Origin of the sequence: Streptomyces sp. NPDC056503, assembly GCF_042794995.1 — a bacterium.
GTDB lineage: Bacteria > Actinomycetota > Actinomycetes > Streptomycetales > Streptomycetaceae > Streptomyces.
Genome location: NZ_JBHTST010000017.1, coordinates 14634 through 40245 on the forward strand (window position 1 = coordinate 14634; position 25612 = coordinate 40245).

General features: G+C 71.5%; 23 protein-coding genes. 17 read left to right on the plus strand and 6 right to left on the minus strand.

Going from position 1 to position 25612, the window contains the following annotated elements; genetic code table 11:
* Nucleotides 1-36: 36 nt before the first annotated feature.
* The 3 genes from ACFQ8C_RS07425 to ACFQ8C_RS07435 are packed head-to-tail and all read right to left on the minus strand — an operon-like array spanning nucleotide 37 to nucleotide 2107.
* A complete protein-coding gene (locus ACFQ8C_RS07425) occupies nucleotides 37-822 on the minus strand; it encodes an AIM24 family protein (protein ID WP_383453215.1) in 786 nt (261 codons plus the stop codon).
* Entirely contained in the window at nucleotides 819-1469 is a 651-nt protein-coding gene (locus tag ACFQ8C_RS07430) for an AIM24 family protein (RefSeq protein WP_383453217.1), read from the minus strand. Before ACFQ8C_RS07430 ends, ACFQ8C_RS07425 begins: the two co-directional genes overlap by 4 nt.
* Entirely contained in the window at nucleotides 1469-2107 is a 639-nt protein-coding gene (locus ACFQ8C_RS07435; protein WP_383453219.1) for an AIM24 family protein, read from the minus strand. Before ACFQ8C_RS07435 ends, ACFQ8C_RS07430 begins: the two co-directional genes overlap by 1 nt.
* Before the next feature lie 123 nt (nucleotides 2108-2230).
* Here ACFQ8C_RS07435 and ACFQ8C_RS07440 point away from each other — a divergent pair, with 123 nt between their 5' ends.
* From ACFQ8C_RS07440 to ACFQ8C_RS07465, 6 genes are all read left to right on the plus strand, one after another.
* On the plus strand, nucleotides 2231-2575 hold the full coding sequence (locus ACFQ8C_RS07440) for a DUF3817 domain-containing protein (RefSeq protein WP_383453221.1): 345 nt from the start codon (nucleotides 2231-2233) through the stop codon (nucleotides 2573-2575).
* Complete coding sequence (locus ACFQ8C_RS07445) at nucleotides 2572-2865, plus strand: MTH1187 family thiamine-binding protein (RefSeq protein ID WP_250761794.1); 294 nt, start codon at nucleotides 2572-2574, stop codon at nucleotides 2863-2865. Before ACFQ8C_RS07440 ends, ACFQ8C_RS07445 begins: the two co-directional genes overlap by 4 nt.
* A gap of 135 nt (nucleotides 2866-3000) precedes the next feature.
* Complete coding sequence (locus ACFQ8C_RS07450; RefSeq protein WP_383453223.1) at nucleotides 3001-3138, plus strand: hypothetical protein; 138 nt, start codon at nucleotides 3001-3003, stop codon at nucleotides 3136-3138.
* A complete protein-coding gene (locus ACFQ8C_RS07455; RefSeq protein ID WP_383453225.1) occupies nucleotides 3135-3812 on the plus strand; it encodes a TetR/AcrR family transcriptional regulator in 678 nt (225 codons plus the stop codon). Before ACFQ8C_RS07450 ends, ACFQ8C_RS07455 begins: the two co-directional genes overlap by 4 nt.
* Before the next feature lie 91 nt (nucleotides 3813-3903).
* A complete protein-coding gene (locus ACFQ8C_RS07460; protein ID WP_383453226.1) occupies nucleotides 3904-5739 on the plus strand; it encodes a glycosyltransferase family 2 protein in 1836 nt (611 codons plus the stop codon).
* 3 nt (nucleotides 5740-5742) lie between these two features.
* A complete protein-coding gene (locus ACFQ8C_RS07465) occupies nucleotides 5743-7710 on the plus strand; it encodes a galactose oxidase-like domain-containing protein (protein ID WP_383453227.1) in 1968 nt (655 codons plus the stop codon).
* Nucleotides 7711-7737: 27 nt separating this feature from the next.
* Here the strand turns inward: ACFQ8C_RS07465 and ACFQ8C_RS07470 are convergent, their stop codons facing one another.
* Nucleotides 7738-8760 (minus strand): glycoside hydrolase family 6 protein, encoded by a 1023-nt coding sequence (locus tag ACFQ8C_RS07470; RefSeq protein WP_383453229.1) that lies wholly within the window; start codon nucleotides 8758-8760, stop codon nucleotides 7738-7740.
* 86 nt (nucleotides 8761-8846) lie between these two features.
* Nucleotides 8847-9842: a DUF5937 family protein gene (locus ACFQ8C_RS07475; protein ID WP_383453231.1), complete on the minus strand. Its 996-nt coding sequence runs from the start codon at nucleotides 9840-9842 to the stop codon at nucleotides 8847-8849.
* An 80-nt stretch (nucleotides 9843-9922) separates the two neighbouring features.
* Between ACFQ8C_RS07475 and ACFQ8C_RS07480 the strand changes: the two genes are divergently transcribed.
* From ACFQ8C_RS07480 to ACFQ8C_RS07495, 4 genes are all read left to right on the plus strand, one after another.
* A complete protein-coding gene (locus tag ACFQ8C_RS07480; RefSeq protein ID WP_383453233.1) occupies nucleotides 9923-11251 on the plus strand; it encodes an MFS transporter in 1329 nt (442 codons plus the stop codon).
* A 9-nt stretch (nucleotides 11252-11260) separates the two neighbouring features.
* The gene (locus ACFQ8C_RS07485; protein ID WP_383453235.1) at nucleotides 11261-11770 is read left to right on the plus strand and encodes a MarR family winged helix-turn-helix transcriptional regulator; all 510 of its coding nucleotides are present in this window, start codon (nucleotides 11261-11263) and stop codon (nucleotides 11768-11770) included.
* Nucleotides 11771-11814: 44 nt separating this feature from the next.
* Nucleotides 11815-12147, plus strand: coding sequence for a DUF3817 domain-containing protein (locus ACFQ8C_RS07490; RefSeq protein WP_383453237.1), 333 nt, complete (start codon nucleotides 11815-11817; stop codon nucleotides 12145-12147).
* Nucleotides 12148-12218: 71 nt separating this feature from the next.
* Nucleotides 12219-13919: a methylmalonyl-CoA mutase gene (locus ACFQ8C_RS07495; protein ID WP_383453239.1), complete on the plus strand. Its 1701-nt coding sequence runs from the start codon at nucleotides 12219-12221 to the stop codon at nucleotides 13917-13919.
* Between the two features lie 94 nt (nucleotides 13920-14013).
* On the opposite strand, the gene ACFQ8C_RS07500 is transcribed toward ACFQ8C_RS07495, so the two are convergent.
* Complete coding sequence (locus tag ACFQ8C_RS07500) at nucleotides 14014-14646, minus strand: TetR/AcrR family transcriptional regulator (RefSeq protein WP_383453240.1); 633 nt, start codon at nucleotides 14644-14646, stop codon at nucleotides 14014-14016.
* Between the two features lie 252 nt (nucleotides 14647-14898).
* Between ACFQ8C_RS07500 and ACFQ8C_RS07505 the strand changes: the two genes are divergently transcribed.
* The 7 genes from ACFQ8C_RS07505 to ACFQ8C_RS07535 all read left to right on the plus strand — a co-directional run bounded on the left by ACFQ8C_RS07505 (nucleotide 14899) and on the right by ACFQ8C_RS07535 (nucleotide 25534).
* On the plus strand, nucleotides 14899-15867 hold the full coding sequence (locus ACFQ8C_RS07505) for a tetratricopeptide repeat protein (RefSeq protein WP_383453242.1): 969 nt from the start codon (nucleotides 14899-14901) through the stop codon (nucleotides 15865-15867).
* A 627-nt stretch (nucleotides 15868-16494) separates the two neighbouring features.
* Nucleotides 16495-17178, plus strand: coding sequence for a DUF6230 family protein (locus tag ACFQ8C_RS07510; RefSeq protein WP_383453244.1), 684 nt, complete (start codon nucleotides 16495-16497; stop codon nucleotides 17176-17178).
* 105 nt (nucleotides 17179-17283) lie between these two features.
* Nucleotides 17284-17856, plus strand: a complete 573-nt coding sequence (locus tag ACFQ8C_RS07515) for a DUF6114 domain-containing protein (protein WP_383453245.1) — start codon at nucleotides 17284-17286, stop codon at nucleotides 17854-17856.
* Nucleotides 17846-19231: a hypothetical protein gene (locus tag ACFQ8C_RS07520; protein ID WP_383453247.1), complete on the plus strand. Its 1386-nt coding sequence runs from the start codon at nucleotides 17846-17848 to the stop codon at nucleotides 19229-19231. Before ACFQ8C_RS07515 ends, ACFQ8C_RS07520 begins: the two co-directional genes overlap by 11 nt.
* A gap of 235 nt (nucleotides 19232-19466) precedes the next feature.
* Entirely contained in the window at nucleotides 19467-20369 is a 903-nt protein-coding gene (locus ACFQ8C_RS07525; protein WP_383453249.1) for an FG-GAP-like repeat-containing protein, read from the plus strand.
* A gap of 84 nt (nucleotides 20370-20453) precedes the next feature.
* Complete coding sequence (locus ACFQ8C_RS07530) at nucleotides 20454-24881, plus strand: polymorphic toxin-type HINT domain-containing protein (protein ID WP_383453251.1); 4428 nt, start codon at nucleotides 20454-20456, stop codon at nucleotides 24879-24881.
* Nucleotides 24878-25534 carry a hypothetical protein gene (locus ACFQ8C_RS07535; RefSeq protein WP_383453253.1) on the plus strand — a complete coding sequence of 219 codons (657 nt, stop codon included), beginning with the start codon at nucleotides 24878-24880 and terminating at the stop codon, nucleotides 25532-25534. Before ACFQ8C_RS07530 ends, ACFQ8C_RS07535 begins: the two co-directional genes overlap by 4 nt.
* Nucleotides 25535-25612: the final 78 nt, after the last annotated feature.

Genomic DNA, 25612 nt, shown 5'->3' on the forward strand with positions numbered 1-25612 from the left:
CGGCCGTTCGAAGCGTCACGCTCCGCAGACTACCGCTCACAGCCCGAAGCGCCGCTGCAGGTCACCGAGCTGGCCGGGAAGGCGTGGTACCGCACCGGGCGCCGCCTGGCCGGAACCGTGCGGACCATGCCCGCCCGGGACCCCCGCCTGGGCCGGCGGTCCGCCGATCTCCCGCTCCGCCATCAGCAGCTCCGTCGACTGGAGCAGCACCGTGCCCGCGCCGACGAACTCGAACTGGTGCTCCTCGCCGGAGGAGCCCCCGATGCCGGTCAGGGCCCGTACGCCGCCCATCACGCCCGTCAGGTAGGCGTGGTCGTAATGGTGACAGGGGGAAGGGCAGTCCGCCCAGCCGACCAGCGCCTGAGGGTCCACCCGCAGCGGCGGCTCCATGAAGACCACCGGCCCGTTCGACGCGGCCACGAACTTGCCGGTGCCGATCAGCGTCACGAAGCCCGGCACGATCGACTGCTTCAGCGCCAGCGTCGGCTGGTAGGCCAGCAGGTTCCCGGAACGGATCGTCAGGTTGCCCTCGTCCAGGTCGTACGAGTTCACGTCGAAGGCCCGGTCCGCGAGGAGCATCTTCCCGGAGCCCTCGGCCACCACCCAGTCGCTCGCGTGCAGCGGCGAGTGGAAGGCGGTCCGCACCAGCCGGTCGAGCCGCCCGTGCCCGATCCCGTTGAACTCGATCCGCCCGTAGTAGGCGATCATCTTCCCCTTCTGCAGGAACCACTGGGAGCCCTTGAGCTCCACGCAGAAGGTGTACGCGTTGACGTTGTCGTCCGACGGCAGGGTGTGCGGATCGTGGATGACGGGGCTGCTCACAGCTTCTCCTCCGATGCCTGGACGTACACCGCGCCGCTGCCGCTCAGCTCCAGCTGGAAGGCCTCGCCCGAACCGCGGCCCACCATGTCCCGCCAGCCCAGCGCGGTCGAGAGCTTGTTGCGCACGTCGCCGTGGTGGGCCACGTACGCCTGCGGGTCGACGTGGACCGGGCGGCCCGGGGTGATCGGCAGCTCGACGACCCCGCCGTGCGCCATGACCGCCACCGCGCCGTGGCCCTTCAGGGTGGTGGTGAAGAGACCCTGGCCGGTCACCTGGCCGCGGACCAGGCCCATGACCCCGCCCTGCGAGCCCATGAACATCGTGCCCTGCTCCAGGGTGCCGTCGAAGGCGAGCAGCCGGTCCGCCTCCACGTGGAGGGTGTCGCCGGTCAGCGCGATCACCTGGATGTGGTGGCCGCCGTGCCCGAACATCACCGTGCCGCTGCCCTCCACGGTCATCAGCGGTGTCGCCTCGCCGGCCACCCGGCGGCCGATCATCGACATCAGGCCGCCCTGGCCGCCCGCCATGTTCGGCGTGAACGTGACGTTCCCGCGGTACGCGAGCATGGCGCCGCGCTGGCTGAAGAGGCGCTGTCCGGGGACGACGGTCGCCTCGACCATCTTCGAGTTGATCTCTCGGAACGGCATCAGACGTCGCCTCCGACGGTGTTCCGCTCGCTGGGCTGGACGTAGACCAGGCCGTCGCCCTCGAAGCGGATCTGGAAGGCCTCGCCGCCGCCCTCGCCGAGCAGGGTGCGGAAGGTCACACCCGACTGGAAGTGCTGCTGGAGGTCGCCCTGGTGGGCGATGTACGCCCCCGGGTCGACCGACAGCGGGTACTGCGGGGTCACCCGGAGCACCACCGCCGGACCGTCGGACATGATCGCCGCCTGTCCGGTGCCCTCCACCGTGGTGGTGAAGAGGCCGTTTCCGGTCGCGCCGCCGCGCAGTCCCGTGAAGGTGGTGCCGGTGCGCAGCCCCGCGTCGGTGCAGAGCAGGTTGCTCGCCTCCACCCAGAGCTTCTCGCCGCGCAGCCCCACGAGGTTGATCTCGGAAGCCCGGTCGGCGAACCAGCAGGTCCCCTGGCCCCTGACCTCCATCACCTCCATCTGTTCCCCCGTCAGCCGACGGGTGACCATGCCGCGCAGGCCCTCCCCGCCGCCGCTCATCTTCTTGAACGCCATCTGCCCGTCGTAGGCGACCATCGAGCCGTTCTTCGCCTTGACGGCGTCGCCGGTCATCGTCACGGCGAGCACCCTGCTGCCTTGGAGTCGGAACGTAGCCACGGGCCGAAGGTAGCGGGGACCCGGATAAAGAGACAGCAAAGTCGCCGTGCACAATGGACTCGCCCACCCCTTGTGCATCCGTTCACAAGATCGCGCTCCTGCTCGAACGAAGGTGACCCCTCCGTGGACCTCAAGACCGCTTCCTCGCTGCACCGCCTCCGGCTCGTCTCCGCGCCCGAGGCCGTCTCGTTCCTGCTCCTGCTGGTCTGCTCGGTGCTCAAGCGGACCACGGACTTCAACGCGGTGCCGGTGATGGGCGCCGTCCACGGCGTGCTCTTCGTCCTCTACGTGCTCTTCTGGCTGGACGCCTGGAACCGCACCAAGTGGAGCCTCGGCACCGCCGCCGTCTACTTCCTCCTCTCCGTGGTGCCCTTCGGCGGCTTCTTCGCCGACCGCAAGCTGAAGGGCGAGGCCGAGGCGGCCGTCATGGCCTCCCGCGCCCGCCGCGAGGGCACGGTGAACGCGTGATCGTCGCCTTCTCCGTCACCCCGCTCGGCGTGGGCGAGGAGGTCGGCGAGTACGTCGCCGACGCCGTCCGCGTCGTCCGGGAGTCCGGTCTGCCGAACCGCACCGACGCCATGTTCACGTCCGTCGAGGGGGAGTGGGACGAGGTCATGGACGTCGTGAAGCGGGCCGTCGCCGCCGTAGAGGCCCGCGCCCCGCGCGTCTCCCTCGTCCTCAAGGCCGACATCAGGCCCGGCGTCACCGACGGCCTCACCGCCAAGGTCGAGACGGTGGAGCGCCACCTCGGCGCCTGAGCCCGCGCCACCCGGAACCCCCGGCATACCACCGGGGGTTTCCGTGTGCCCGGGGGGCGCCGAAACGACTTTGAGCAGGTGCTCAACATCGGTTAACGTCCTCCTTGAGCAGTCGCTCAAAACGGGGGAACGGCCGTGGGGCTCCACAGCTTCTTCCCGCTTCCGGCCGTCGCCGGCACCGGTGTCTCCGCGGGGGAGCGCCACCGGGCCGGCGGCGGCCGGCTGTGTGCCGCGGTGGGGTGGGGATCCGTACGCGAGGAGGGGCGGGCGTGAGCGGGGAAGAGAAGGCGCGGGGGTCGCGGGACGCCAAGGGGCGGGAGACCCGCGAGAAGCTGCTCGACGGCGCCCTGCGGGCCCTCGTCGAACACGGCATCACCGGCGCCTCCGCCCGGACCGTCGCGGCCGCCGCCGGGGTCAACCAGGCCCTCGTCTTCTACCACTTCGGCTCCGTCGACGAGCTCCTCGCCACCGCCTGCCGGCGCGGCGCGGAGCTGCGGGTGGCCCGCCACCGCGACCGGCTCAGGGCCGTCACCGACCTGGGCGAACTGCTCGCCTTCGGGCGGGCGATGCACGACGAGGAGCGGGACGCCGGGCACGTGGCCGTCCTCGCCCAACTGCTCGCCGGCGCCCAGACCCACCCCCGGCTCGCCCCGGCCACCGCCGCCGGGCTCGACCTGTGGGTCGAGGAGATCGAGCAGGTGCTCCGGCGGGTGCTCGCCGGCACCCCGCTGGACGGCGTCACCGACCCGGCCGGCCTCGCCCGGGCCGTCGCCGCCTCCTTCGTCGGCCTCGAACTCTACGAGGGCGTCGACCCGGACGGCGCCGACGCCGCCCTCCACGCGCTCGAACAGCTCGCCGCCCTGCTCGCCGCCCTCCAGGAGCTGAACCCGGTGGCGCGGAAGGCGGTCGCGTACACGCTGCGTCGATCGGGTGGCCGCGGGCGCTAGGACGCCCTCACTCGGAGTACTCCAGTCGACACGCCGGACGATCTCCCCTTTCGTGGGGATATCGACCCGATCGACGACAGCTGGAGGCACCGTGCGGCCGGGAGGCTACGACTACGACACCTACAGCCGACTCGCCGGTCCCCTCACGGAACCGGACACGGCGTCCTACCGGGTGCAGTACACGAGCCTGCTCTCGAAGGAGCCGCACCGAATACGAGCCGTCCTGCTCATGGCGCTCGCGCCGCTGCTCTCCGCGGTGCTGCTGGCCTACCTGGTCTGGCCCACCCACTGGACGGTCCGCGAGGGCGACGACACCTGGCGGGTGCCCTACGACACCGTGATGCTCGTGTCGATCGGCCTCATCTGCCTCTTCATGCTGGTGAACGTCACCTCGATCGCCCACGCCACCATGGTCGCCCGCGACCCCGTCCCGGTGTACCCCGCCCAGGGCACCCGGGTCGCCTTCCTCACCACGTACGTGCCCGGCAAGGAACCCCTCGCCATGGTCCGCGGCACGCTGGAGGCCGCCGTCCGCGTACGGCACGACGGCACCCTGCACGTGTGGCTCCTCGACGAGGGCGACGACGACGAGGCCAAGGCCCTCTGCGCCGAACTCGGCGTCCGCCACTTCACCCGGGCCGGCGTGCCCGAGTGGAACCGCAGGAAGGGCGCGCACAAGGCGAGGACCAAGCACGGCAACTACAACGCCTGGCTCGCCCTGCACGGCGACGCCTACGAGTACTTCGCCTCGGTCGACACCGACCACGTCCCGCTCCCCGGCTTCCTGGAGCGGATGCTCGGCTACTTCCGCGACCCCGACGTCGCCTTCGTCGTCGGCCCCCAGGTCTACGGCAACTACACGGGCGCCGTCACCAAGGCCGCCGAGTCCCAGCAGTTCCTCTTCCACGCGCTCATCCAGCGCGCCGGGAACCGCTACCGCGCCCCCATGTTCGTCGGCACCAACAACGTCGTCCGGATCGCCGCGCTCCGGCAGATCGGCGGCCTGTACGACTCCGTCACCGAGGACATGGCCACCGGCTTCGAGCTGCACCGCCGCAAGAACCCGCTCACCGGCCGCCGCTGGCGCTCCGTCTACACCCCCGACGTCCTCGCCGTCGGCGAGGGACCGGAGTCCTGGACCGACTTCTTCAGCCAGCAGCTCCGCTGGTCCCGGGGGACGTACGAGACGGTCGTCAAGCAGTACTGGAAGGCGCCGTTCAGCATGCCGCCCGGCCGCCTCCTCAACTACACGCTCATGCTCGTCTACTACCCCATGACGGCCGTGAACTGGCTGCTCGGCATCCTCAGCTGCGTCCTCTACCTGTGGCTCGGCGCCTCCGGCACCCAGGTCTCCTCCCAGGTCTGGCTCATGATCTACAGCGACGCCGTCGCCCTCCAGATCGGCCTCTACCTCTGGAACCGCCGCCACAACGTCTCCCCGCACGAACCCGAAGGCTCCGGCGGCCTCGCCGGCATGGCGATGTCCGCGCTCTCCGCGCCCGTCTACCTGAAGTCCCTCGGCTCCGCGCTGCTGCGCACCCGCGGCCGCTTCGTCGTCACCCCCAAGGGCGGCGCCGCCAGCCCCGACCGCGTCCTCACCTTCCGCATCCACCTCTGCTGGGCGGCCGTCCTCGTCGCCTCCCTGGTGGCCTCGGTCCACTTCGGCCACACCCACGCGGCCATGCGCACCTGGGCGGTCCTCGCCCTCGTCATCACGCTCGCCCCGGTCGCCGTGTGGTCCTGGACCCTCCTGCGCGACCGCCGCGCCCGCACGGTCCGCGAGCGGGCCCGCGCCCGGACCCGCGACCGCCGCCTCGCCGTCGCCCGCAAGGGCATCGAGCTGCGCACCGTACCGCCGCTGCCGCAGTTCCCGCCCCTGCCCCCGCACCCGCCCGCGACCACCGCGCCCACGACCGGAGGGAACTGATCCATGACCTACCGGCCGTCCAAGAAGTTCAAGAAGACCCTGCTCGGCAGCGGCGCCGTCCTCGTCCTCGCGGCGCTCAACGCCCCCGCCGCCGTCACCTTCGCCTCGGAGAAGTACCACGCCTACAAGATCGCCCAGCCCGGCTACAAGAAGAAGTACGGCTCCTGGGGCGCCGTCTCCGTCCCCGACGGGGCGCGGATCAACGCCATCCACGCCGCCCTCCTGCGCACCGGCAAGGTGCTGCTGATCGCCGGCTCCGGCAACAACCAGCAGAACTTCGACGCCGGGACCTTCGACACCGTCCTGTGGGACCCGGTGAAGAACACCTTCAAGAAGATCCCCACCCCCGAGGACTTCTTCTGCGCCGGCCACAGCCAGCTGCCCGACGGCCGGCTCCTGGTGGCCGGCGGCACCGCCCGCTACGAGGTCCTCGACGGCGGGGTGAAGAAGGCCGGCGGCGGCATGCGGGTGAAGAACGAGAGCCCCGACAAGGCCGTGACCCTGAAGAAGGGCACCGTCTTCCGCTCCCCGTCCGGGGTCGAGTACGTCACCACCACCGACGTCACCGTCCCCAAGGCGAAGCGCGAGTTCGAGATCTCGTACTTCAAGAGCGGCCAGATGAAGCCGTGGAAGACCAAGGTGACCGCCGCCGAGGCCCGGGTCTTCGTCGAGGCCGTCGAGGAGGGCCCGCAGGCCCTCACCACCGAGGCCGCGCAGTACGAGGTCGTCGGCCTCAAGGGCAAGCAGGCCGACGACGTCTACGGCCTCGCCCAGAAGCTCACCACCGAGAAGCAGGACTTCCAGGGCATCAAGGCCGCCTACGAGTTCGACCCCGAGGCGGAGAGGTACATCCCCGTCGCCCCCATGAGGGACGCCCGCTGGTACCCCACCCTGGTCGGCCTCCAGGACGGCAGGGTCCTCGCCGTCTCCGGTCTCAACGACGTCGGCGACGTCGTCCCCGGCGACAACGAGATCTACGACCCGCAGACCAAGAAGTGGACGAGGGGCCCCTTCCGCTACTTCCCCACCTACCCCTCGCTCTTCCTGACCAAGGGCGGCAAGCTCCTCTACACCGGCTCCAACGCCGGCTACGGACCCGCCGAGAAGGGCCGCGCGCCCGGCCTGTGGGACCTGAGGACCAACACCTTCACCAAGCTGCCCGGCCTCACCGACGCCGACCAGCTGGAGACCTCCGCCTCCCTGATCCTGCCGCCCGCGCAGGCCCAGAAGGTGATGGTCCTCGGCGGCGGCGGGGTCGGCGAGTCCGCCAAGTCCACCGCCCGCACCTCCATAGTCGACCTCGCCACCGACAGCCCCACCTTCCGGGACGGCCCCGCACTCCCGCAGGGCACCCGCTACCTCAGCAGCGTCCTGCTCCCCGACGACACCGTCTTCACCACCGGCGGTTCGCGCGACTACCGGGGCCGCAGCGGCAGCGACATCCTCAAGGCACAGTTCTACGACCCCGCCACCAACGCCTTCGCGGCGGCGGCCGACCCCACCGTCGGCCGCAACTACCACTCGGAGGCGCTGCTGCTGCCGGACGGGCGGGTCGCCACCTTCGGCTCCGACCCGCTCTTCGACGACAAGGACAACACCAAGCTCGGCACCTTCGAGCAGCGCGTCGAGGTCTTCACCCCGCCCTACCTCCACCGGGCCGGCGCCGACCGGCCGGTCCTGGGCGAGGGCCCCCGGGAGCTCGACCGGAACGGCCGGGCCACCTTCAAGACCAAGGACGCCGGCCGGATCGTCAAGGCCCGGCTGATGCGGCCCAGCGCCGTCACCCACACCACCGACGTCGAACAGCGCTCGGTGGCACTGGAGCTGATCAAGGGCGAGGACGGGCTCACGGTCACCGTGGACGCCCCCGAGGACCGCACCCTCGTCCCGCCCGGCTGGTACATGCTCTTCGTCACCGACGAGGCCGGCATCCCCTCCGAGGCCACCTGGGTCCGGGTCGCCGGGGAGTGAGGGAGCGGAGCCCGGGGGAGCGGGGCGTCAGGAACCGGAGCGGCGGGCCAGGCCGAGCGCGTACTCGGGCCACCAGGTCCCCGCGGCCGGGCCGCCCCGGCACTGCCCGTCCGAATCCCCCGGACGCTTGATCCACAGGTACGCGTCCACCAGCGCGTCCCCGGTCCGGTCCGTCGGCGGCACGCCCAGCGACCGGCCCGGGGGATTGCACCAGGCCTCCGCCCCGTCCCCCGGGAGGGGGCCGGCGCCGTTCCGGCTCGTGTCGACCGTGAAGTGCAGGCCGCCGAGCAGCCCCGACAGGGTCGCCCCGAAGTCCCGTACGACCGAGGTCTCCTGGAAGTTCGACACGTTCAGCGAGAAGCCGTCCGCGCGGGCGATCCCGGCCCGCCGCAGCGGCTCCACCAGCTTCCCCGGATCGTCGATCCACGCCGGATTCCCCGCGTCCAGGTAGACCCGGGTGCCGGGCTGCCGCTTCAGCCGCTCGATCGCCTCGGCGAGCAGCCCCGACCGCTCCCCGTGGTACTGCCCCGGCGTGCAGCCGTCCACCATGTGCGGCACCGCGTCCGGCTCCAGGACCACCATCGCCGGGGCGTCCCCGATCGCCGAGGCGAAGGAGTCCACCCAGGCCCGGTACGCCTGCCCGTCGTGCGCCCCGCCGGCCGAGTACATCCCGCAGTCGCGGTGCGGGATGTTGTACGCCACGAAGACCGCCGTCCGGCCCTCGGCCGCCGCCCCGCTCACCGCCCGCCGGATCTCCGGCACCGGGTCGTCCCCGGCCGGCCAGTCCGCGACCGGCTGCTCGGAGATCCGCTTCAGCACCCGGGCGTCGTCGGCCCGGCCCTGTGCCTCGTACTGCCGGACCTGCCGGGCCGCGTCGCTCTCCGGATCCACCCAGAACGGCGAACCGCCGGTCGGCGCCGGGGCCTCGCCCTTCGTCGTGACCGGCGGACCGACGGGGGAGGGCGCGGGCCCGTCGGAGGAGCAGCCGCTGCCGGTCAGCAGCAGGGCGGCCGCGAGGGCGAAGGCGGTGACGGCGGTACGGCGGGACATCCGGCCCCCAGGGTCGGCACACGGGGAGTACGGGCGTGGGTCCGCCCGCGGCAGCGCGACGAACGGGGCTCATCGTGACATGACGGTCATCCGGCGTCCGGCTGCGACACCGCGATCCCCAGCGGTGTCCGCTCGTACAGCACCTGGTGGCCGTAACGGCGCGAGGTCAGCAGCCCCGCGTCCCGCAGCACCGCGAGGTGCGCCGAGACCGAGGACGGCGCCCGCCCCAGCCGGTGCGCCAGCGCCGTCGTCCCCGCCGGCTCGTCGAGCGCGCACAGCACGTCCGCCCGCACCGGCCCGAGCAGCCGCGACAGCGCCTCCGGCGCGCGCTCCCGCGCCGGGGTCCACAGCCCGCCGACGCCGCGCACCGGATACACCACCGTCGGCTGCCACGGCTCCTCGAAACCGCTCACCACCTCCGGCCAGATGAACACCGACGGCATCAGGACCAGACCCCGGCCGCCCAGCGCCCGCACGTGCTCCCCGCGATAGGCGCCGACCTCCAGGACGGCCGTCTCCGGATCCCAGGAGAAGGACGGATGCAGCTCGCCGAGCAGCCGCTCCAGGCCACCCTCCGCGAGCCGCCGCGAGTGGTACGCCACATCCGCCTCCAGGAGCGTCCGCAGCCGGGGCCACTCGGGGGCGACCAGCGCCTCCCAGGCGGCCCGGAGCAGCTCCGACAGCCGCGCCACGGCACCCGCAGGATCGGCGAGCAGCCGACGCCCCTCGGCGCTCCCGGCCGCCCCCGGCGTACCGGCCAGCGCCCGCGCGAGGTCCGGCCCGACCAGCGCCGGATCGACGGCCCGTACGGCGGCCAGCTCCTCCTCGAAGGTGGCGGCGGGCCCCAGCGGCGGCGGATACAGGAAGTCCGGCGAATGCCCCCGCTCCGGCATCAGCAGCTGGAGCGGCGCCAGCTCCAGCTCCCGCGCGGCTCCGGCGATCCGCCGCAGCCACGGCAGGTGGTACCCCTGCTGCCGTGGCCGCGCCAGCACCCGCACGGCCGACTGCGTCTCCCACAGCGGCGACACGGCGAACCGGATCCGCAGCGGATCGGACTCCCCGAAGAGCAGGTGATACGGCACGGCACGCCCTCCGAGGTACGGGACATTCGGCTGGAGCCGAAAGTCTAGGACGGCCGTCGGGTCGCCCCCAGGCTGCGTGCATGGCCCAGACCGACACCCCTGCCGCCACCGCCGAACCCACCGCCGCCGGACCCGACGCCGCCACCACCGCCGGACCCGACGCCGCCGCCGGACCCGACACCGCCGGACCCGACGACGCCGCCACCGGACCCGCCCCCGGCTACCTCGCCGTCTTCCGCGTCCGCGAGTTCCGGTGGGTGTTCGGGGCGCACCTGCTCTCGCTGCTCGGGCTCGTCGTCAGCGAGATCGCGCTCACCGTCCTCGTCTACGACCTCACCCGGTCCCCGCTGCTCTCCTCCCTCACCTTCGCCCTCGGCTTCCTCCCCTACCTCCTCGGCGGCACCCTCCTCGCCGGTCTCGCCGACCGCCACCCGCCCCGTCGCGTCCTCGTCGTCTGCGACCTGGTCTGCGCCGGCGCCGTCGCGCTCATGGTCCTGCCCGCCACCCCCGTCGCCGGACTCCTCGCCCTGCGCTGCGCCGTCGCCGCCGTCGCGCCCGTCTTCCAGGGGACCCGGATGGCGACGCTCGCCGACATCCTCGGCGACGGCGACCTCTTCGTCCTCGGCCGCTCGCTGCTGCGGATCGTCTCCCAGTCCGCCCTCCTCGCCGGCTTCGGCGTCGGCGGCGTCCTGCTCACCGTCGTCCCCGCCCGCGGCGCCATCGCCCTCACCGCCGGGACCTTCCTCCTCTCCGCCCTGCTGCTGCGCCTCGGCACCGTCCGCCGCCCCGCCCGCGCCGCCGAAGGGCGCGAAGGACTCGGCGCCACCTGGTCCCTGCTGCGCGACCGCCGGATCCGCGGCCTGATGCTGCTCTTCTGGGTGCCGCCGCTCTTCGTCGTCGTCCCCGAGGCGCTCGCCGCCCCCTACGCCGACGGCCTCGGCGTCTCCACCGCCGCCCTCGGCCTCCTCATGTGCGCCATGCCCGTCGGCACCATCGCCGGGGAGCTCCTCGCCGGCGCCGTCCTGAGCCCGGCCACCCGCGTCCGGCTCGTCGCCCCCCTCCTCCTCGCCGGCTTCCTCCCCTTCCTCCTGTACGCGCTCCGCCCCGGCCCCGCCCTCGCCGCCCTCGCGCTCGTCGCGGCCGGCGCCGCCGGCGCGTACACCCTCGGTCTGGACGCCCGGTTCGTCGCCGCCGTCCCCGAGGAGCGGAGGGGGAGGGCCATGACCCTCATGACGGCGGGCATGATGACCGTCCAGGGCGTCGGCATGGCCGGTGCGGGCCTCGCCGCCGAGTTCGTCCCGGTCCACCTGGTGGTCGCCGGCGCGGGCCTCCTCGCCGTCCTGATCCTCGGTGTCCTCCTCGCGACCGAAGGGCGAGACGGGGCTGACCGTCATATGACCAATCGGTAAGGTCGTCGCGTGCCGAAGCCGCTGAGTCTCCCCTTCGACCCCATCGCCCGAGCCGACGAACTCTGGCAGAAGCGCTGGGGCCCGGTCCCCTCGATGGCCGCGATCACCTCGATCATGCGCGCCCACCAGATCCTTCTGGCCGAGGTCGACGCCGTGGTCAAGCCGTACGGGCTGACCTTCGCCCGCTACGAGGCACTGGTGCTGCTCACCTTCTCCAAGGAGGGCGAGCTGACCATGTCGAAGATCGGCGAGCGGCTGATGGTCCACCCCACCTCGGTGACGAACACGGTGGACCGCCTGGTGCGGTCGGGCCTCGTCGCCAAGCGCCCCAACCCCAACGACGGGCGCGGCACCCTCGCCTCCATCACCGCGAAGGGCCGGGAGGTGGTCGAGGCGGCCACCCGCGACCTGATGGAGATGGAGTTCGGTCTGGGCGCCTACGACGCCGAGGAGTGCACCGAGATCTTCGCCCTCCTCCGGCCGCTGCGCGTCGCGGCGCACGACTTCGACGAGGGCTGACCCCCGCGAAGATCGCCCCGGAACGGGCGGTTACGCTCGACGGCATGAAATCCAGCGTGCTGACCCGCTACCGCGTCATGGCGTACGTGACCGCCGTCATGCTCCTGATCCTCTGCGGTTGCATGGTCGCCAAGTATGGCTTCGACACCGGCGAGGACGTGACCTTCGCGGTCTCCCAGGCCCACGGCGTGCTCTACATCATCTACCTGGTCTTCGCCTTCGACCTGGGCTCCAAGGCCCGGTGGTCGTTCGGCAAGATCGTCTGGGTACTCCTCTCGGGCACCATCCCCTTCGCGGCGTTCTTCGTCGAGCGCAAGGTCGTCGCCGAGGTGAAGCCGCTGGTCAGCGGCGTGCAGCCGGTTCCGGTCAAGGCCTGATATCCACCCCCGTACAACTGTGCGGGGGTTTGTCATCGACATTTACTAGGACGTCCTAGTAAATTCGAAGCATGGACGCTGACGCGATCGAGGAAGGCCGCCGTCGCTGGCAGGCCCGTTACGACAAGGCCCGCAAGCGCGACGCGGACTTCACCACGCTCTCCGGGGACCCGGTCGAGCCGGTCTACGGGCCCCGGCCCGGGGACGCCTACGAGGGGTTCGAGCGCATCGGCTGGCCCGGTGAGTACCCCTTCACCCGGGGACTCCACCCCACCGGCTACCGGGGCCGCACCTGGACCATCCGCCAGTTCGCCGGCTTCGGCAACGCCGAGCAGACCAACGAGCGGTACAAGATGATCCTCGACGCCGGCGGCGGCGGGCTCTCGGTCGCGTTCGACATGCCCACCCTCATGGGCCGCGACTCCGACGACCCCCGCTCCCTCGGCGAGGTCGGCCACTGCGGCGTCGCCATCGACTCCGCCGCCGACATGGAGGTCCTCTTCAAGGGCATCCCGCTCGGCGACGTCACCACGTCGATGACGATCTCCGGCCCCGCCGTCCCCGTCTTCTGCATGTACCTCGTCGCCGCCGAGCGCCAGGGCGTCGACCCGGCCGTGCTCAACGGCACGCTCCAGACCGACATCTTCAAGGAGTACATCGCGCAGAAGGAGTGGCTCTTCCCGCCCGAGCCGCACCTGCGCCTCATCGGCGACCTGATGGAGCACTGCGCCGCCGGCATCCCCGCGTACAAGCCGCTCTCCGTCTCCGGCTACCACATCCGCGAGGCCGGGGCGACGGCCGCGCAGGAGCTGGCGTACACCCTCGCCGACGGCTTCGGCTACGTCGAGCTCGGCCTCTCCCGCGGCCTGGACGTGGACGTCTTCGCCCCCGGCCTCTCCTTCTTCTTCGACGCCCACCTCGACTTCTTCGAGGAGATCGCCAAGTTCCGCGCCGCCCGCCGGATCTGGGCCCGCTGGATGAAGGAGGTGTACGGCGCCAAGACCGACAAGGCCCAGTGGCTCCGCTTCCACACCCAGACCGCCGGCGTCTCGCTCACCGCGCAGCAGCCGTACAACAACGTGGTGCGCACGGCCGTGGAGGCCCTCTCCGCCGTCCTCGGCGGCACCAACTCCCTCCACACCAACGCCCTCGACGAGACCCTCGCCCTCCCCAGCGCGCAGGCCGCCGAGATCGCGCTGCGCACCCAGCAGGTGCTGATGGAGGAGACCGGCGTCGCCAACGTCGCGGACCCGCTGGGCGGTTCCTGGTACGTCGAGCAGCTCACCGACCGCATCGAGGCCGACGCCGAGAAGATCTTCGACCAGATCAAGGAGCGCGGCCTGCGCGCCCACCCGGACGGGCAGCACCCGATCGGCCCGATCACCTCCGGCATCCTGCGCGGCATCGAGGACGGCTGGTTCACCGGCGAGATCGCCGAGTCCGCCTTCCGCTACCAGCAGTCCCTGGAGAAGGGCGAGAAGCGCGTCGTCGGCGTCAACGTCCACCACGGCTCCGTCACCGGCGACCTGGAGATCCTGCGGGTCAGCCACGAGGTCGAGTGGGAGCAGGTCCGGGTCCTCGGCGACCGCAAGGGCCGGCGCGACGAGGCGAAGGTCCGCGGCTGCCTCGACGCCATGCTGGCCGCGGCCCGGGACGGCTCCAACATGATCCCGCCGATGCTCGACGCCGTCCGCGCCGAGGCCACCCTCGGCGAGATCTGCGACGTCCTCCGCGAGGAGTGGGGCGTGTACGTGGAGCCCGCCGGCTTCTGAGCCGCCCCGCGAGGAGAAGGGCCGGTACGGGAACTCCCGTACCGGCCCTTCCCCCTTCCGGCCGCTTTCCGTTCCGTCCCGGGTGGGGCGTGCGCTAGCCGAGCGTCGCCACGGCGCCCAGGCCGCCGACCAGGAGGGCCGAGAGGCGGGCCACCCAGGCCGCGTCGACCGGCTCGGCGCTCACCAGCGCGCGGTGCACCACGGCGCCGGCGACCACGTCGAAGATGAGGTCGTCGATGGCGTCCACGACCACCGGGTCGCGGTCCGCGGGCAGTTCGCCGCGCTCCTGGGCCCGCCGCCGGCCGTCGAGTACCAGCCGCTTCTGCCGCTCCACGATCGAGGTGCGGATCCGCTCGCGCAGCGGCGCGTCCCGGGTCGACTCGGCGACCACGGCCATCAGCGCGGTCTTGGTCTCGGGGCGCTCCAGGAGCGCCGCGAACTGGAGGACGACATGGGCGATGTCGGCCTGGAGGGAACCCAGGTCGGGCAGTTCGAGTTCATCGAAGAGGACGGCGACGGCGTCGACGACGAGTTCGTTCTTGTTGGCCCAGCGGCGGTACAGCGTGGTCTTGGCGACCCCGGCGCGGGTGGCGACGTCGCCCATCGTGAGCTTGGACCAGCCCAGCTCCACCAGGGCCGCGCGCGTCGCCTCCAGGATGGCCTCGTCGGCCTCGGTGGAGCGGGGGCGACCGGTACGGGTGCTGCGAGGGGTGGTGCGGCTACACATGAACGACGACCATACCCGCCGGTAGGTACGGCGCCAGAGGCGCGTGATGTGAGGCAGTTCACGGTGTGGGGCTCCCCCCGGCCCGGCCCCGACCATTACGCTACGACCCGTAGCGAAAGGCATTGAGCGGCCTGAGCGACAACCATGCAGGACGCCGGGTGGGGACCCGGTGAAGCGGAGGGCGCCCTCGGCGGAGGGCGCTGTTCAGCCATGACTTACCGGATCCGCGCGCGGAAGGGGGAGGATGTACTCATGCAGCCCCGAAACATGTCCATGAGCGGCGTCGTCGACCTCGCCGCGGTGAAGGCGGCCGGAGAGGCCAAGACGAAGGCGGAGCAGGCGCGCGCCGAGGCGGCGCGCCACGGTGGGCCCGCGGCGGTGCCGCCCTCCGCCCTCGTGATCGACGTCGACGAGGCGGGCTTCGAGCGCGATGTGCTCCAGCGTTCCGCCGAAGTCCCGGTCGTCCTCGACTTCTGGGCCGAGTGGTGCGAGCCCTGCAAGCAGCTGGGCCCGCTCCTGGAGCGGCTGGCCGTGGAGTACGACGGCCGTTTCCTGCTCGCGAAGATCGACGTCGACGCCAACCAGATGCTGATGCAGCAGTTCGGCATCCAGGGAATTCCGGCCGTTTTCGCGGTCGTCGCCGGTCAGGCTCTGCCCCTCTTCCAGGGCGCGGTGCCGGAGGCGCAGATCCGGGAGACCCTCGACCAGCTGATCCAGGTCGGCGAGGAGCGGTTCGGCCTGACCGGCCTGACCGTGGACGCCGGCGCCGCGGGTGCCGAGCCCGCCGCCCGCGCGGCCGTCGGCCCGTACGACGCCCTCTTGGAGGCGGCCGCCTCCGCGCTGGACGCGGGCGACCTGTCCGGCGCGGTGCAGGCGTACAAGAACGTCCTCGCCGACGACCCCGAGCACCCCGAGGCCAAGCTGGGCCTCGCCCAGGCCGAACTGCTCAGCCGGGTGCAGGGCATGGACCCGCAGACGGTCCGGAAGAACGCGGCGGACGCCCCGACGGACGTCGCCGCGCAGATCGCCGCCGCCGACCTGGATCTGGTGGGCGGTCACGTCCAGGACGCCTTCGGGCGGCTCGTGGAGACCGTGCGCCGCACCTTCGGCGACGACCGGGACGCGGCGCGGCTGCGGCTCCTGGAGCTGTTCGAGGTGATCGGCCCGGAGGACCCGCGGGTGATCGCGGCCCGTCAGGCGCTGGCGCGCGTGCTGTTCTGAGTTCCGCATTCCCGCCCTCGGGCTAAGCGCCTGCTCAGGGCGGGGAAAGGCGCCGGATCGTCCGACGATTTGGCGACTCGGTGACAAGTGGCGGCCGCGCTTTACCAAATCTTGATAATCGCGGCCGCTGTTACTTGCAGTAAATCGAACCCGTGGGTCTGTCCGGGTTCACCCTCACATAAGCGGATTTTCCGCACCACTCGCTTCTACCCTGAGTGCCCGGGTAGCGGCATCCCGCCATGGCGTGGTCACGCATCCGTTACTAGCGAGTAATGAACCCCTTGTGCGGGCGCCGGGAATGGACCACGATCGGCCACGCTCGGTCCGAACCGCACGCCCCGGCAACCGCCAGGACGCGCGGCGAGGGTCCCCACCGGGCGGGCCGGCGCCACAGGCGGCCGGTCATCGGACAGGGGGGTTCCTGCTCCCACCGGGCAGGACCTGTCCGCCGGGCCGTGCGCACGCGCGGCACATGGTTGTCGCTCGGGGGTGATCGCCGGTGATTCGGACGCGCGTCGCGCCTCCTGACGCTTCGGCGCTCTCCTTCCCGAGGACGTAGCTCTTCTCCCATCCCAGGCCGGGCCCCGGGCCCCGCTTGGAGATGTACGTCCGAGAAGGAGGATTCTCATGAAGTCCCAGGTTCGTGGCGGGACCAGATGGAAGCGGTTCGCCGTCGTCATGGTCCCGAGCCTGGCGGCCACGGCCGCGATCGGTGTCGGCCTGGCCCAGGGCGCGCTCGCCGCGTCCTTCGCGATCTCCGGCCAGGAGTTCAAGGTCAGCACCGACAAGCTCGAGGGCACCGAGTTCGTCCAGTACGGCAGTGTCAACAAGGGCCAGGACCTGGAGGGCAAGCCGTTCGCCGCTCCGGTCGCGGTCTCCGGCTTCGACACGGCCAAGATCACCAACATGTGCCAGTCGGTCGTGACCCCGGTTCCGGGTCTGGGACCGATCACCCTCCGCCTGGAGGCCGGCAAGGCCGCCGCGAAGAGCGGCGAGGACAAGGACAAGGTCCAGGCCGAGGAGCTCTACCTCGACGTCTCGTACCTCGAGGCCGACGCCGCGTTCGAGAAGATCGACATCGGCATCGCGGCGGGCGCGCTCAACCACGACGCCCAGGGCAAGCCGTCCGGCCGCCAGGGCATCCAGCCCAACACCCAGGCCAACCCGCACGGCTTCGGCCAGCGCGCCGAGCGCGTCACGCTGACCGACGTCAAGCAGAAGGCATGGGCCACCACGGCCGGCACCTTCAGGCTCCCCGACCTCAGCCTGTCCCTGCACCGGGGCACTGAGAAGGAGTGCTTCCAGGGCTGACCCGGCCTTCGGGGTGCGGGCCGTTCCGGCGGCCCGCACCCGCGCCGGGGCTCCCCCGGTCTCTTCACCATTCTCAGCAACACCGCTTCCAGGGAGCTGTTTTCCATGAGCGCCGAGACCCCTGCCTCCCCCGAAGTCCGCAAGGAGAACCGGTTCAAGGTCTGGAGGCAGACCCGGCCCTTCTGGGCGGGACTGTTCACGATCCTGGCCAGTGTGCCGATCGCCTACCTCCCGTACGGGGACGTGCGGCTCGGCAACATGACCCTGGCCATGGCCACGACCGCCGGAGCCGGTGCGCTGATCATCGGCGTCCTGCTCTTCACGCTCGGCCTGACGATGTGGTTCCAGCCCGTCGTCCGGGTCTTCGCGGGCATCGCGGCGATCGTGCTGGGCCTGGTCTCCATCCCCGTGTCGAACTTCGGCGGTCTCGTCATCGGGTTCTTGTTCGCCCTCATCGGCGGCGGCATGTCCGCGGCCTGGGCACCCGCCCCGCCGGTCGAGGAGACCGGCGACGCGGAGCACGACGGTGAGCCGGTGGCCTCCGACGAGGCCGGGTACGCCTCCGAGGCCGAGACCGAGGCCGTACTGGCGGCCGGAGTCCCGGAGCAGCGCGCGGCGCACGGACCGGTGACCGACACGACGATCGACGCCAAGGGCGGGAGGAACAGTGCGGGGTGACGAGACCCAGCAGGGCCTCGGGAGGAGCGGACCGCGCCACGCGGCCCCTCGTAAGACGCTGCTGAACAGGATCCAGGGCCCCGCGGGCAAGGCGATGGCCATCGCCGCCATGCCGACCGCGGTGTTCGTGGGCATGGGCCTCGCGCCCAGTCCCGCACTCGCCGACGAGAAGGACATCCCCTTCGCGCCCGGCCCCTGCGTGACCCGCTCCGACGAGCCGGTGGCGGAGGAGACGACGGCCACGCCCACGGCGAAGGCCACCGAGACCGCGAAGCCGGAACCGACGGCCACGGCCACCCAGCCGACCGAGCCGACCGGGCAGCCGACGGCGACCCCCTCCGGGACCCCGTCCGCGACCGCCACGCCCACCGCCACGGCGAGCCCGTCCGCCACGACGGTGGTCCAGGGCGGCGCGCAGGCCCTGGCGCCCGCCGCCGACACGGTGGCGAAGGCCACGTCCACGCCCAGCCCCACGCCGACGCCCACGAAGTCGGTCAACCCGCTCGACCCGCTGGGTGTCGGCGACGCCCTCAAGGACTTCTTCGACGGGCTCGCCCCGAAGCAGGAGCCCACCGCGCCCCCGTCGGCCACCGCGACCCCGTCGCCGACCCCGTCGGCGACGACGGCCGCCCCGCGGCAGCGCGCGGCCACGGCGGACGAGGCCCCGGCCACACAGGCCCCGGCCACCGGCGCGCCCGCCGCCGGGACCGGCGCCGCGGACACGAAGACCGCGGACACGAAGGCGACGGACGCGAAGGCCGACGCGACCAAGGCCGCCATCAAGGAGGCCGCGGAGAAGGCCGGCGTCAAGGCCCAGGAGCTGCCCGAGAGCGCGCAGGGCCTGGAGGCCAAGCCGGACACGGACATACCCGACGGCGCCAAGCCCCGCTTCCCGTGCCCCGAGCGCGACGACGCGGCCCTCGCCGCCGCCGAGGTCGAGCCCGGCATCCCGCTGCTGCCGGACGAGCCGTGGCGCCTGGAGTCCTCGCTGCTCACCCTCAGCGGTCTGAAGTACCACGGCATCGTCGAGGTGAAGACCTACGGCGGCAAGGTCAAGAAGGTCCTGAAGTTCACCGCGACCTACGTCGGGATCAAGGACCTGCACCAGATCACCGAGCACTCCGAGGGCCGCGTCGCCCACGTCCGTTCCAAGGGCGGTTCGACGTCGACCATCACCGACGGCACGGTGACGATGTACACGGAGGAGCTGAAGGGCAACCTCCTCGGCATCATCCCGATCACCTTCGCCCCCGAGTCGCCCCCGCCGCTGGACCTCCCGGCGGTCTTCTTCAGCAACGTGAAGCTCAAGCAGGCCGGCCAGTTCGGCGGCACCCTCCGCGTCCAGGACCTGCGCAACACCATCGAGCCGAGCTGACCCCCGGACCACTCCGGGAGCCGCGCACCGGCTGCGGGCCGCGTCCACTTCCCCGGACGCGGCCCGCACCGGCGTTCACAGGAGGGTGAAAGCATCTTCACATAATCAAACTGACGTTCTATTTTGGATCTTGCCGAGGCAGACCACCCCGGTGCTCGGGCGCTGGGGGGCGGCCGTCGTGCAGTGATCCTCTCGTGTCCCGTGCAGGCAACCCCTGTGAGGACCGACAACCTTCATGCTTCGTCAGACCGACCGCCCGTTCCGCAGAACGGCGGTCTGCGCGGCGGTGGCCCTGGGCGGGCTGCTCGCCGCCCTGCTCGTGGCCACGAGACCGCCACTGCCCTGGACGTCCGACCGCGCGGACGCGATCGCCGCCGAACAGGTCCAGGCCGCTCCCGGACCCGTGATGTTCCCCCTCTTCGGCCGCAAGTCCGGCCGCCTCTACGACTACGAGCCCAAGGGCACGGGCGGCCTCCAGGCCATGATCGACATGGGCGGCGGCTGGGCGGAGGCGGACTCCATCGTCCAGGCCAACGTCTCCGAGGGCGGCAAGGGCAACGACCTCTACCACCGCCTCGACGGCACGCTCTTCTACACCGCCGAACACGGCAACGACACCAAGGTCGTCGGCGGCGGATGGTCGATCTACGACCGGCTGGTCTCCGTGGGCAACATGGGCGGGACCGCCGAACCGGACCTCGTCGCACGGCAGACGGACGGGACGCTCTGGCTCTACACGGCCCGACCCGACGGCCTGCTCCAGCCCCGCGTGCGGATCGGCAGCGGCGGCTGGAACAGCATGACCGCACTCGCCGGCCGCGGCGACTACACCGGCGACGGCAAGGCCGATCTCATCGCACGGCAGTCGGACGGCGCGCTCTACCTCTACCCCGGCACCGGCAACTACGTGCAGGACGGGGTCCTGGGCGCGCGGATCGCCATAGGCAACGGCTGGAACACCCACAAGCTGATCGTCTCCACCGGGGACAACACCGGCGACGGCAAGACCGACCTGATCGCCGCGGACACGGCCGGCCTGCTCTGGCTCTACAAGGGCACCGGCACCCCCGGCACCCCCCTCGCCGCGCGCGTGCAGATCGGCACCGGTGGCTGGGCCGCCTTCGACCACCTCTTCTGACCAGGACGGCAGACCACTCACATGCGAAGAAGCACCATGCCGCCCCCGCGCCGCCGCGGCGCCGGGAGAGGCCTCGTCGTCGCCATGGCCATGGCGACGGCCATGACCGTCACGGCGGTCGGCGTCGAACCACGACCGGCCTCGGCCGCCGCACTCCCCGCCACGCTCGCGGCACAGGGGCTCGCGGTCGACCCCGCGGAGTCGATCCGCGTACGCGAGGACCAGTGCCGGCTGAACCACGTCCTGCGCAAGGGCGGGGCGGCCATGAAGGCCGTCGCACGGCAGGGCCTCTCCGGCACCGACGAGGAACTCCACGCGGCGGCGAAGGAATGGGACCTCGCGCAGCCCGTCACACCGCTCACCATCGCCTACGACACCGACCGCGACTACGCCGACGCCAAGATGACGGAGCTCTTCGAGGAGCGCCAGAACGCCTGGCAGACGCAGACCACCCTGGCCGGCTTCCCCGTCTCCCCGAACTACGAGAACTGGCCGCCGGGACACCCCGGGGACGACGAGCCCAAGATCTTCAGCCAGACGGGCTTCGCCGGCTGGATCTCCGACCAGTTCTGGACCAGCGAGTTCTCCTACTACGACGACGTGACGCCCCGGGCCGACCAGAAGTCGGTCGACGCCGTCACGGCCATCGCCGAATCGCGGTACTCGGACGACATCTGGAAGGAGGACTACGAGGAGTGGGAGGCGTTCAAGGGCATGACCTTCATGCACTCGATGTACGCCGACGACGCCCGCTTCTTCCTCCAGTACGGAGGCTTCCCGACCACCGCGCCCGCCCCTGACTCCGTCGAGTTCCGCATCGACGTCGAGAACCTGAAGGCCCGCTACGCCTCCTGCACCTTCACGAACCCGCCCGACCCGAACAACGTGCTGGGCACGGAGCTGGCCGTCGCGTCCGCCGAGTGGCAGGCCGAGATCAAGGGGCAGGAGGCCCAGCGGAACACGATCCTCACCGCCGAGGTCCAGGCGAACAAGGCCCTGCAGACGGCGGCCCAGGCGATGGGCGAGGCCCTCGGCCAGTCCATGATCGCGAGCCGTCTCGCCGAGTGGCGCGCCTACTGGGCCACGCACGAGCCGGACCTCTCGAACAGCCCCCCGACCGCCGCCGAGCTCGCCGAGGTGGACAAGCGCATCCACCACGCGCAGGGCCGGGCCGGAGGCCGGCTGCACGTCGCGAGCCGGGCCATGATCGTCGCCAACGCCCAGGCGGCGAAGGTCCAGAAGGCGCAGGCCGAGGCGTACGCGATCGCGGACGCCGCCGGTCTGCCCCGAGGCCGCGGCCTCATGCACGGCCAGCAGGCCGTCCAGGTCACCAAGGCCTCCGCCGCGGCCGCCACGGCCGCCGTGAAGGCGACGGAGACGGCGCTCAACGCCACCCGCGCCTCGGCGAGCAACGCCAAGACGATGGCCGCGCTGGCGATGACCCAGGCTCACGCCGCCAAGGCGGAATTCCGGCGCGAGGCCGCGGAAGAGGCCGAGGCGCAGGCCAAGGCCGCCGCCGAGGGCGCGGCGTACCAGGCCAAGCTGGCTGCGGACAACGCCGCCAAGGCCAAGGAAGCCCAGGGACGGGCGGCCGCGGCCGAGGCCGAGGCCAAGGCCGCCGCGGACGACGCGGCGGCCAAGCGGCAGAAGGCCGAGGCCGAACGCGACTACGCCAAGTCCCAGAAGGAACTGGCGGATTCCGAGCGGTCCAAGGCCGCCACGGCCAGGCAGAAGGCGGAGGCCGAACGCCAGGTCGCGGCGGACAAGCTCTCCGCCGCGCAGAGCGCCGGTGCCACCGCCGCCACGAAGAAGGACGAGGCGCTGGCGGCCGAGCAGAACGCGGTCACGGCCAGGGACAAGGCCATCACCGCCGAAGGCCGGCGTGATGCCCTGGAGGCCAAGGCCTACGCGCTGGAAGCCCGGGCCGAGGCCGACGAGAGCACCGACGCCGCCGCCGCGTCGCGGGCCGCCGCCACGGAGGCGCGCACCGCTGCCAACGAAGCCGGTACGGCCGCGGTGAACGCCCGCGCGGCCGCGGACACGGCCACGACGGCCTCGGCCAACGCCAGGGCGGCCGCCACTCGGGCCGAAGCCGGGGCCAAGCGGGCCCAGGCCGCGGCCGACGCGGCCAAGCGGGATGTCGCGATCACCGAGGCCGCCGTGGCGAAGGCCACCGCCGCCACGGCCGACGCCATCGACGCCGCCGACCAGGCGAAATGGAACGCGATCACGGCGAAGGCGCAGGCCGCCACGGCGCGGCAGAAGGCCGCCGAGGCCAAGGGGCACGCGGACGCCGCGCGCCAGGAGGCGGCGGCGGCGGTCGCCGAGTCGGTGCGGGCGGCGGGCTTCGCCTACGCCACCGCGCAGGCGGCGGCCGCGACCCGGAGCTCGGCGCAGCAGGTGATCAAGCCCGCCAACGACGCCATCGAGCTGGGATCCCCGTACGCGGAGACCGATGCCTCGGCAGGTCTCGCGGTGCTCACCGGGCAGGCGTCCAAGACCCTTTCCGAGCAGCAGGCCGCTCTCGCGAAGGCCAAGTCGGTGCAGGCCGCCGCGGCGGCGGTCGAGGCCAAGGCGATCGCGGCCAAGGCGACCGCCGACGCGAAGGCCGCCGCGGAGGCGGCCGCCCGCAGCGCCGAGTACGCGGCGGCGGCCACGGCGTCGGCCGAGGCGGCCCAGGCGTCCGCGAACGCGGCGGCGAAGTCGGTCGAGGCGGCCAAGCAGTCCCTCGCCAAGACGGTGGAGTACCACCAGAAGGCGACGGAGGACGCCGAAGCGGCCCAGGAGGCCGCGAACTCCGCCGGGGACTACGCGTCGCAGGCGGACACGGCGGCCACCGACGCGGAGCAGGACGCGGCCGCGGCCCGCGAGTCGGCGGCGGCGGCCGAGAGCGATGCCGGCACCGCCAACGACGTGGCGACCCAGGCCGAGCAGGACGCGACGGCGGCCGAGGAATCGGCCGGCAGGGCCGACGAGGCCGCGACCGAAGCGGAGGAGTCGGCGACCCGCGCCGAGAACGCCGAGGCCCAGGAAACCATCACGACCGGAGGCGCCACCGGCATCGGAGGAGTCTTCACCCGACAGAACATGGAGCAGATCGGTGAGGCACAGCCCCAGAACGACTGTGTTCTGGGCATCGGCTTCGACGGCTGCACGGTCAAGTTCAAGCTGACGTTCAACGTCACCGTGGACTTCTATCTGTGCGTGGATCCCGCGGTGGGAGACAACCCGACTGCGGCCACGTGCCCGACAGCGGCGACCACATGGATGGGAAGTCAGCGGTTCGATAACCAGGTCGCCTATGTCGACCACTATTTCAAGCGGTGGGAAATCGTCCTGGAGCTGGACAAGGCCTTCCTCAAGACGGTGTGGCATGTCCTGACGGATGACTTCGTGCAGTGCTCCAAGGGAAGTGTCTCCGGATGCCTGTGGGCTGCGAGCAACTTCATCCCCGGGAAGAAGATCGCTGATGCGGTGGACGCCGTTCGGGCCCTGGACGCGGCGCTGAAGACCGGCGTCGGTATTGCCGACGCATATCGAGCGCTCAAGAATCTCGACATCGATCCCCAGGTGCTTGCCGCGATCGAGCGTGAAGCCAACATGGCTGAGGATGTCCTCACATCCTGCACCATCAACAGCTTCCCGGCGGGCACTCAAGTCCTGATGGCGGACGGGTCGTACCGGTCCATCGACTCCCTGCGGCTCGGTGATGCCGTACTCGCCGCCGACGTCCCTGCCGGTGCGAACAGGGCAGCGTACGTAAGTGACACGTTCCGGCACGATACGCAGCGCCTCGTGGAGGTCCGCCTCGCCGATGGCGGTGTTCTCGCCAGTACGGCCGGTCATCGGGTCTTCGTGGTCGGGCGCGGTTGGCGGCTCGCGGCCGAGATCCGGGCGGGAGACGCCCTGCGTGGCTCGGACGGTGCGATACGAGAAGTGAGGGAGGTGCGGGATCGGCCGATCTCGTCGGCGGTGAGGGTCTTCGACATCACTGTCGCCGATCTCCATAACTTCTACGTCCGCATCGGAGACAGAGGGCGTGAGGACGTCCTGGTTCACAACTGCTTGAACCTGTCGGACGAAACCGTTCTTCCGGACAGTGGTGCACACACGCTTTCGAAGCATGTGGTTTCACCTGCGAGAGCGTTTGAAATCGCAGTTGACACCGGTAAGGTGAACGGAGTCTGGGTGAGTTCGGAGATTGCCCAGCAAGCTGTCGACCGGGTCTTGTCCGATTACTTTTACCCCCTTAGGGGAGGGGTGCGTAAGCTGGACACGGCGCGCTGGGATAAGTTCAAGTCATGGAGAGCGACGGCTGGATCGCAGGACTATTTTGAAGTGAAGGGCCTCCTGGGCGAATACCCGTCGTTGGGTAAGTCCTATTACCCGGACGGTCGCACGGTGAGGGACATCACCGACAATGAAGTCGTCGTCCTCCTGAAGAAGTACCCGCACAAGGGGCGTGGTGGATTTGTCGTCTACTCGGCGTACCCGAGGAACAGGGCGCAATGAAATCGATGACTGATTGGGACTTCGGTCTCAGTGGCCTCGCGAAGCGATTCCACGGCCCGTGGGATCATGAAGGCAGCGAACTCGGCACCATCGTGGCAGCGGCCACGGACCGATCGAACGAGGAGCCGGGTGTCGCCGCCAGGCTGCTTATGGCAGATTCGGCGCGGCTCCTGGGGTCCGCCTTGTCGGCCGATGACACCCGTGTGATCTGGCTGGCTGCCACGGGCGGAAACCACGGTTCGCAGTGGAGCTCGGAGGACGTCCGGGGATGGCTGTCCCGCATCGTCGAAGTCAGTGCTGAGCGCCTGGGGGATCTGGGCGTGGCGGTGCCGGACGCCGCTGTGGTCCCTGTCGACCGTCAGGTCGCTCAGGCCGTCGTGGGCGAGATCCACGCGGCGCGGGAGGCGCTGTCCGAGGAGCTGCGGGTACGTGGCGCCCGCGAACCCGACCGAGTGGTGACGGCCTTGGTGAGCCTTGCCGAGGAGGTCGATCCGGACCTCGCGTTCAGAATGTTCCTCCGTGTGATCATCGCCTACTGGGTTCCCATCGAGCTCGAACAGTACGAGCGCTACCAGTCATGGGGCGAGCGGTTCGGCTACGGGGCGTACCACGTGGACGACGCCGACTTCCTGGTGGACCTAGTGCGTCGATGACGCGAGCACCGGAAACGGCGGTGGGGGGGCCCCCCCCACCCCCGGGGGGGGCCCCCCCCCCGGCGCCACCGGCCGCTG

Coding starts and splice junctions, on each gene's coding strand:
- ACFQ8C_RS07510 (WP_383453244.1), top strand. CDS start 16,495: ATGAAGTCCCAGGTTCGTGGCGGGACCAGATGGAAGCGGTTCGCCGTC.
- ACFQ8C_RS07495 (WP_383453239.1), top strand. CDS start 12,219: ATGGACGCTGACGCGATCGAGGAAGGCCGCCGTCGCTGGCAGGCCCGT.
- ACFQ8C_RS07530 (WP_383453251.1), top strand. CDS start 20,454: ATGGCCATGGCGACGGCCATGACCGTCACGGCGGTCGGCGTCGAACCA.
- ACFQ8C_RS07430 (WP_383453217.1), bottom strand. CDS start 1,469: ATGCCGTTCCGAGAGATCAACTCGAAGATGGTCGAGGCGACCGTCGTC.
- ACFQ8C_RS07470 (WP_383453229.1), bottom strand. CDS start 8,760: ATGTCCCGCCGTACCGCCGTCACCGCCTTCGCCCTCGCGGCCGCCCTG.
- ACFQ8C_RS07505 (WP_383453242.1), top strand. CDS start 14,899: ATGCAGCCCCGAAACATGTCCATGAGCGGCGTCGTCGACCTCGCCGCG.
- ACFQ8C_RS07525 (WP_383453249.1), top strand. CDS start 19,467: ATGCTTCGTCAGACCGACCGCCCGTTCCGCAGAACGGCGGTCTGCGCG.
- ACFQ8C_RS07465 (WP_383453227.1), top strand. CDS start 5,743: ATGACCTACCGGCCGTCCAAGAAGTTCAAGAAGACCCTGCTCGGCAGC.
- ACFQ8C_RS07480 (WP_383453233.1), top strand. CDS start 9,923: ATGGCCCAGACCGACACCCCTGCCGCCACCGCCGAACCCACCGCCGCC.
- ACFQ8C_RS07490 (WP_383453237.1), top strand. CDS start 11,815: ATGAAATCCAGCGTGCTGACCCGCTACCGCGTCATGGCGTACGTGACC.
- ACFQ8C_RS07535 (WP_383453253.1), top strand. CDS start 24,878: ATGAAATCGATGACTGATTGGGACTTCGGTCTCAGTGGCCTCGCGAAG.
- ACFQ8C_RS07500 (WP_383453240.1), bottom strand. CDS start 14,646: ATGTGTAGCCGCACCACCCCTCGCAGCACCCGTACCGGTCGCCCCCGC.
- ACFQ8C_RS07515 (WP_383453245.1), top strand. CDS start 17,284: ATGAGCGCCGAGACCCCTGCCTCCCCCGAAGTCCGCAAGGAGAACCGG.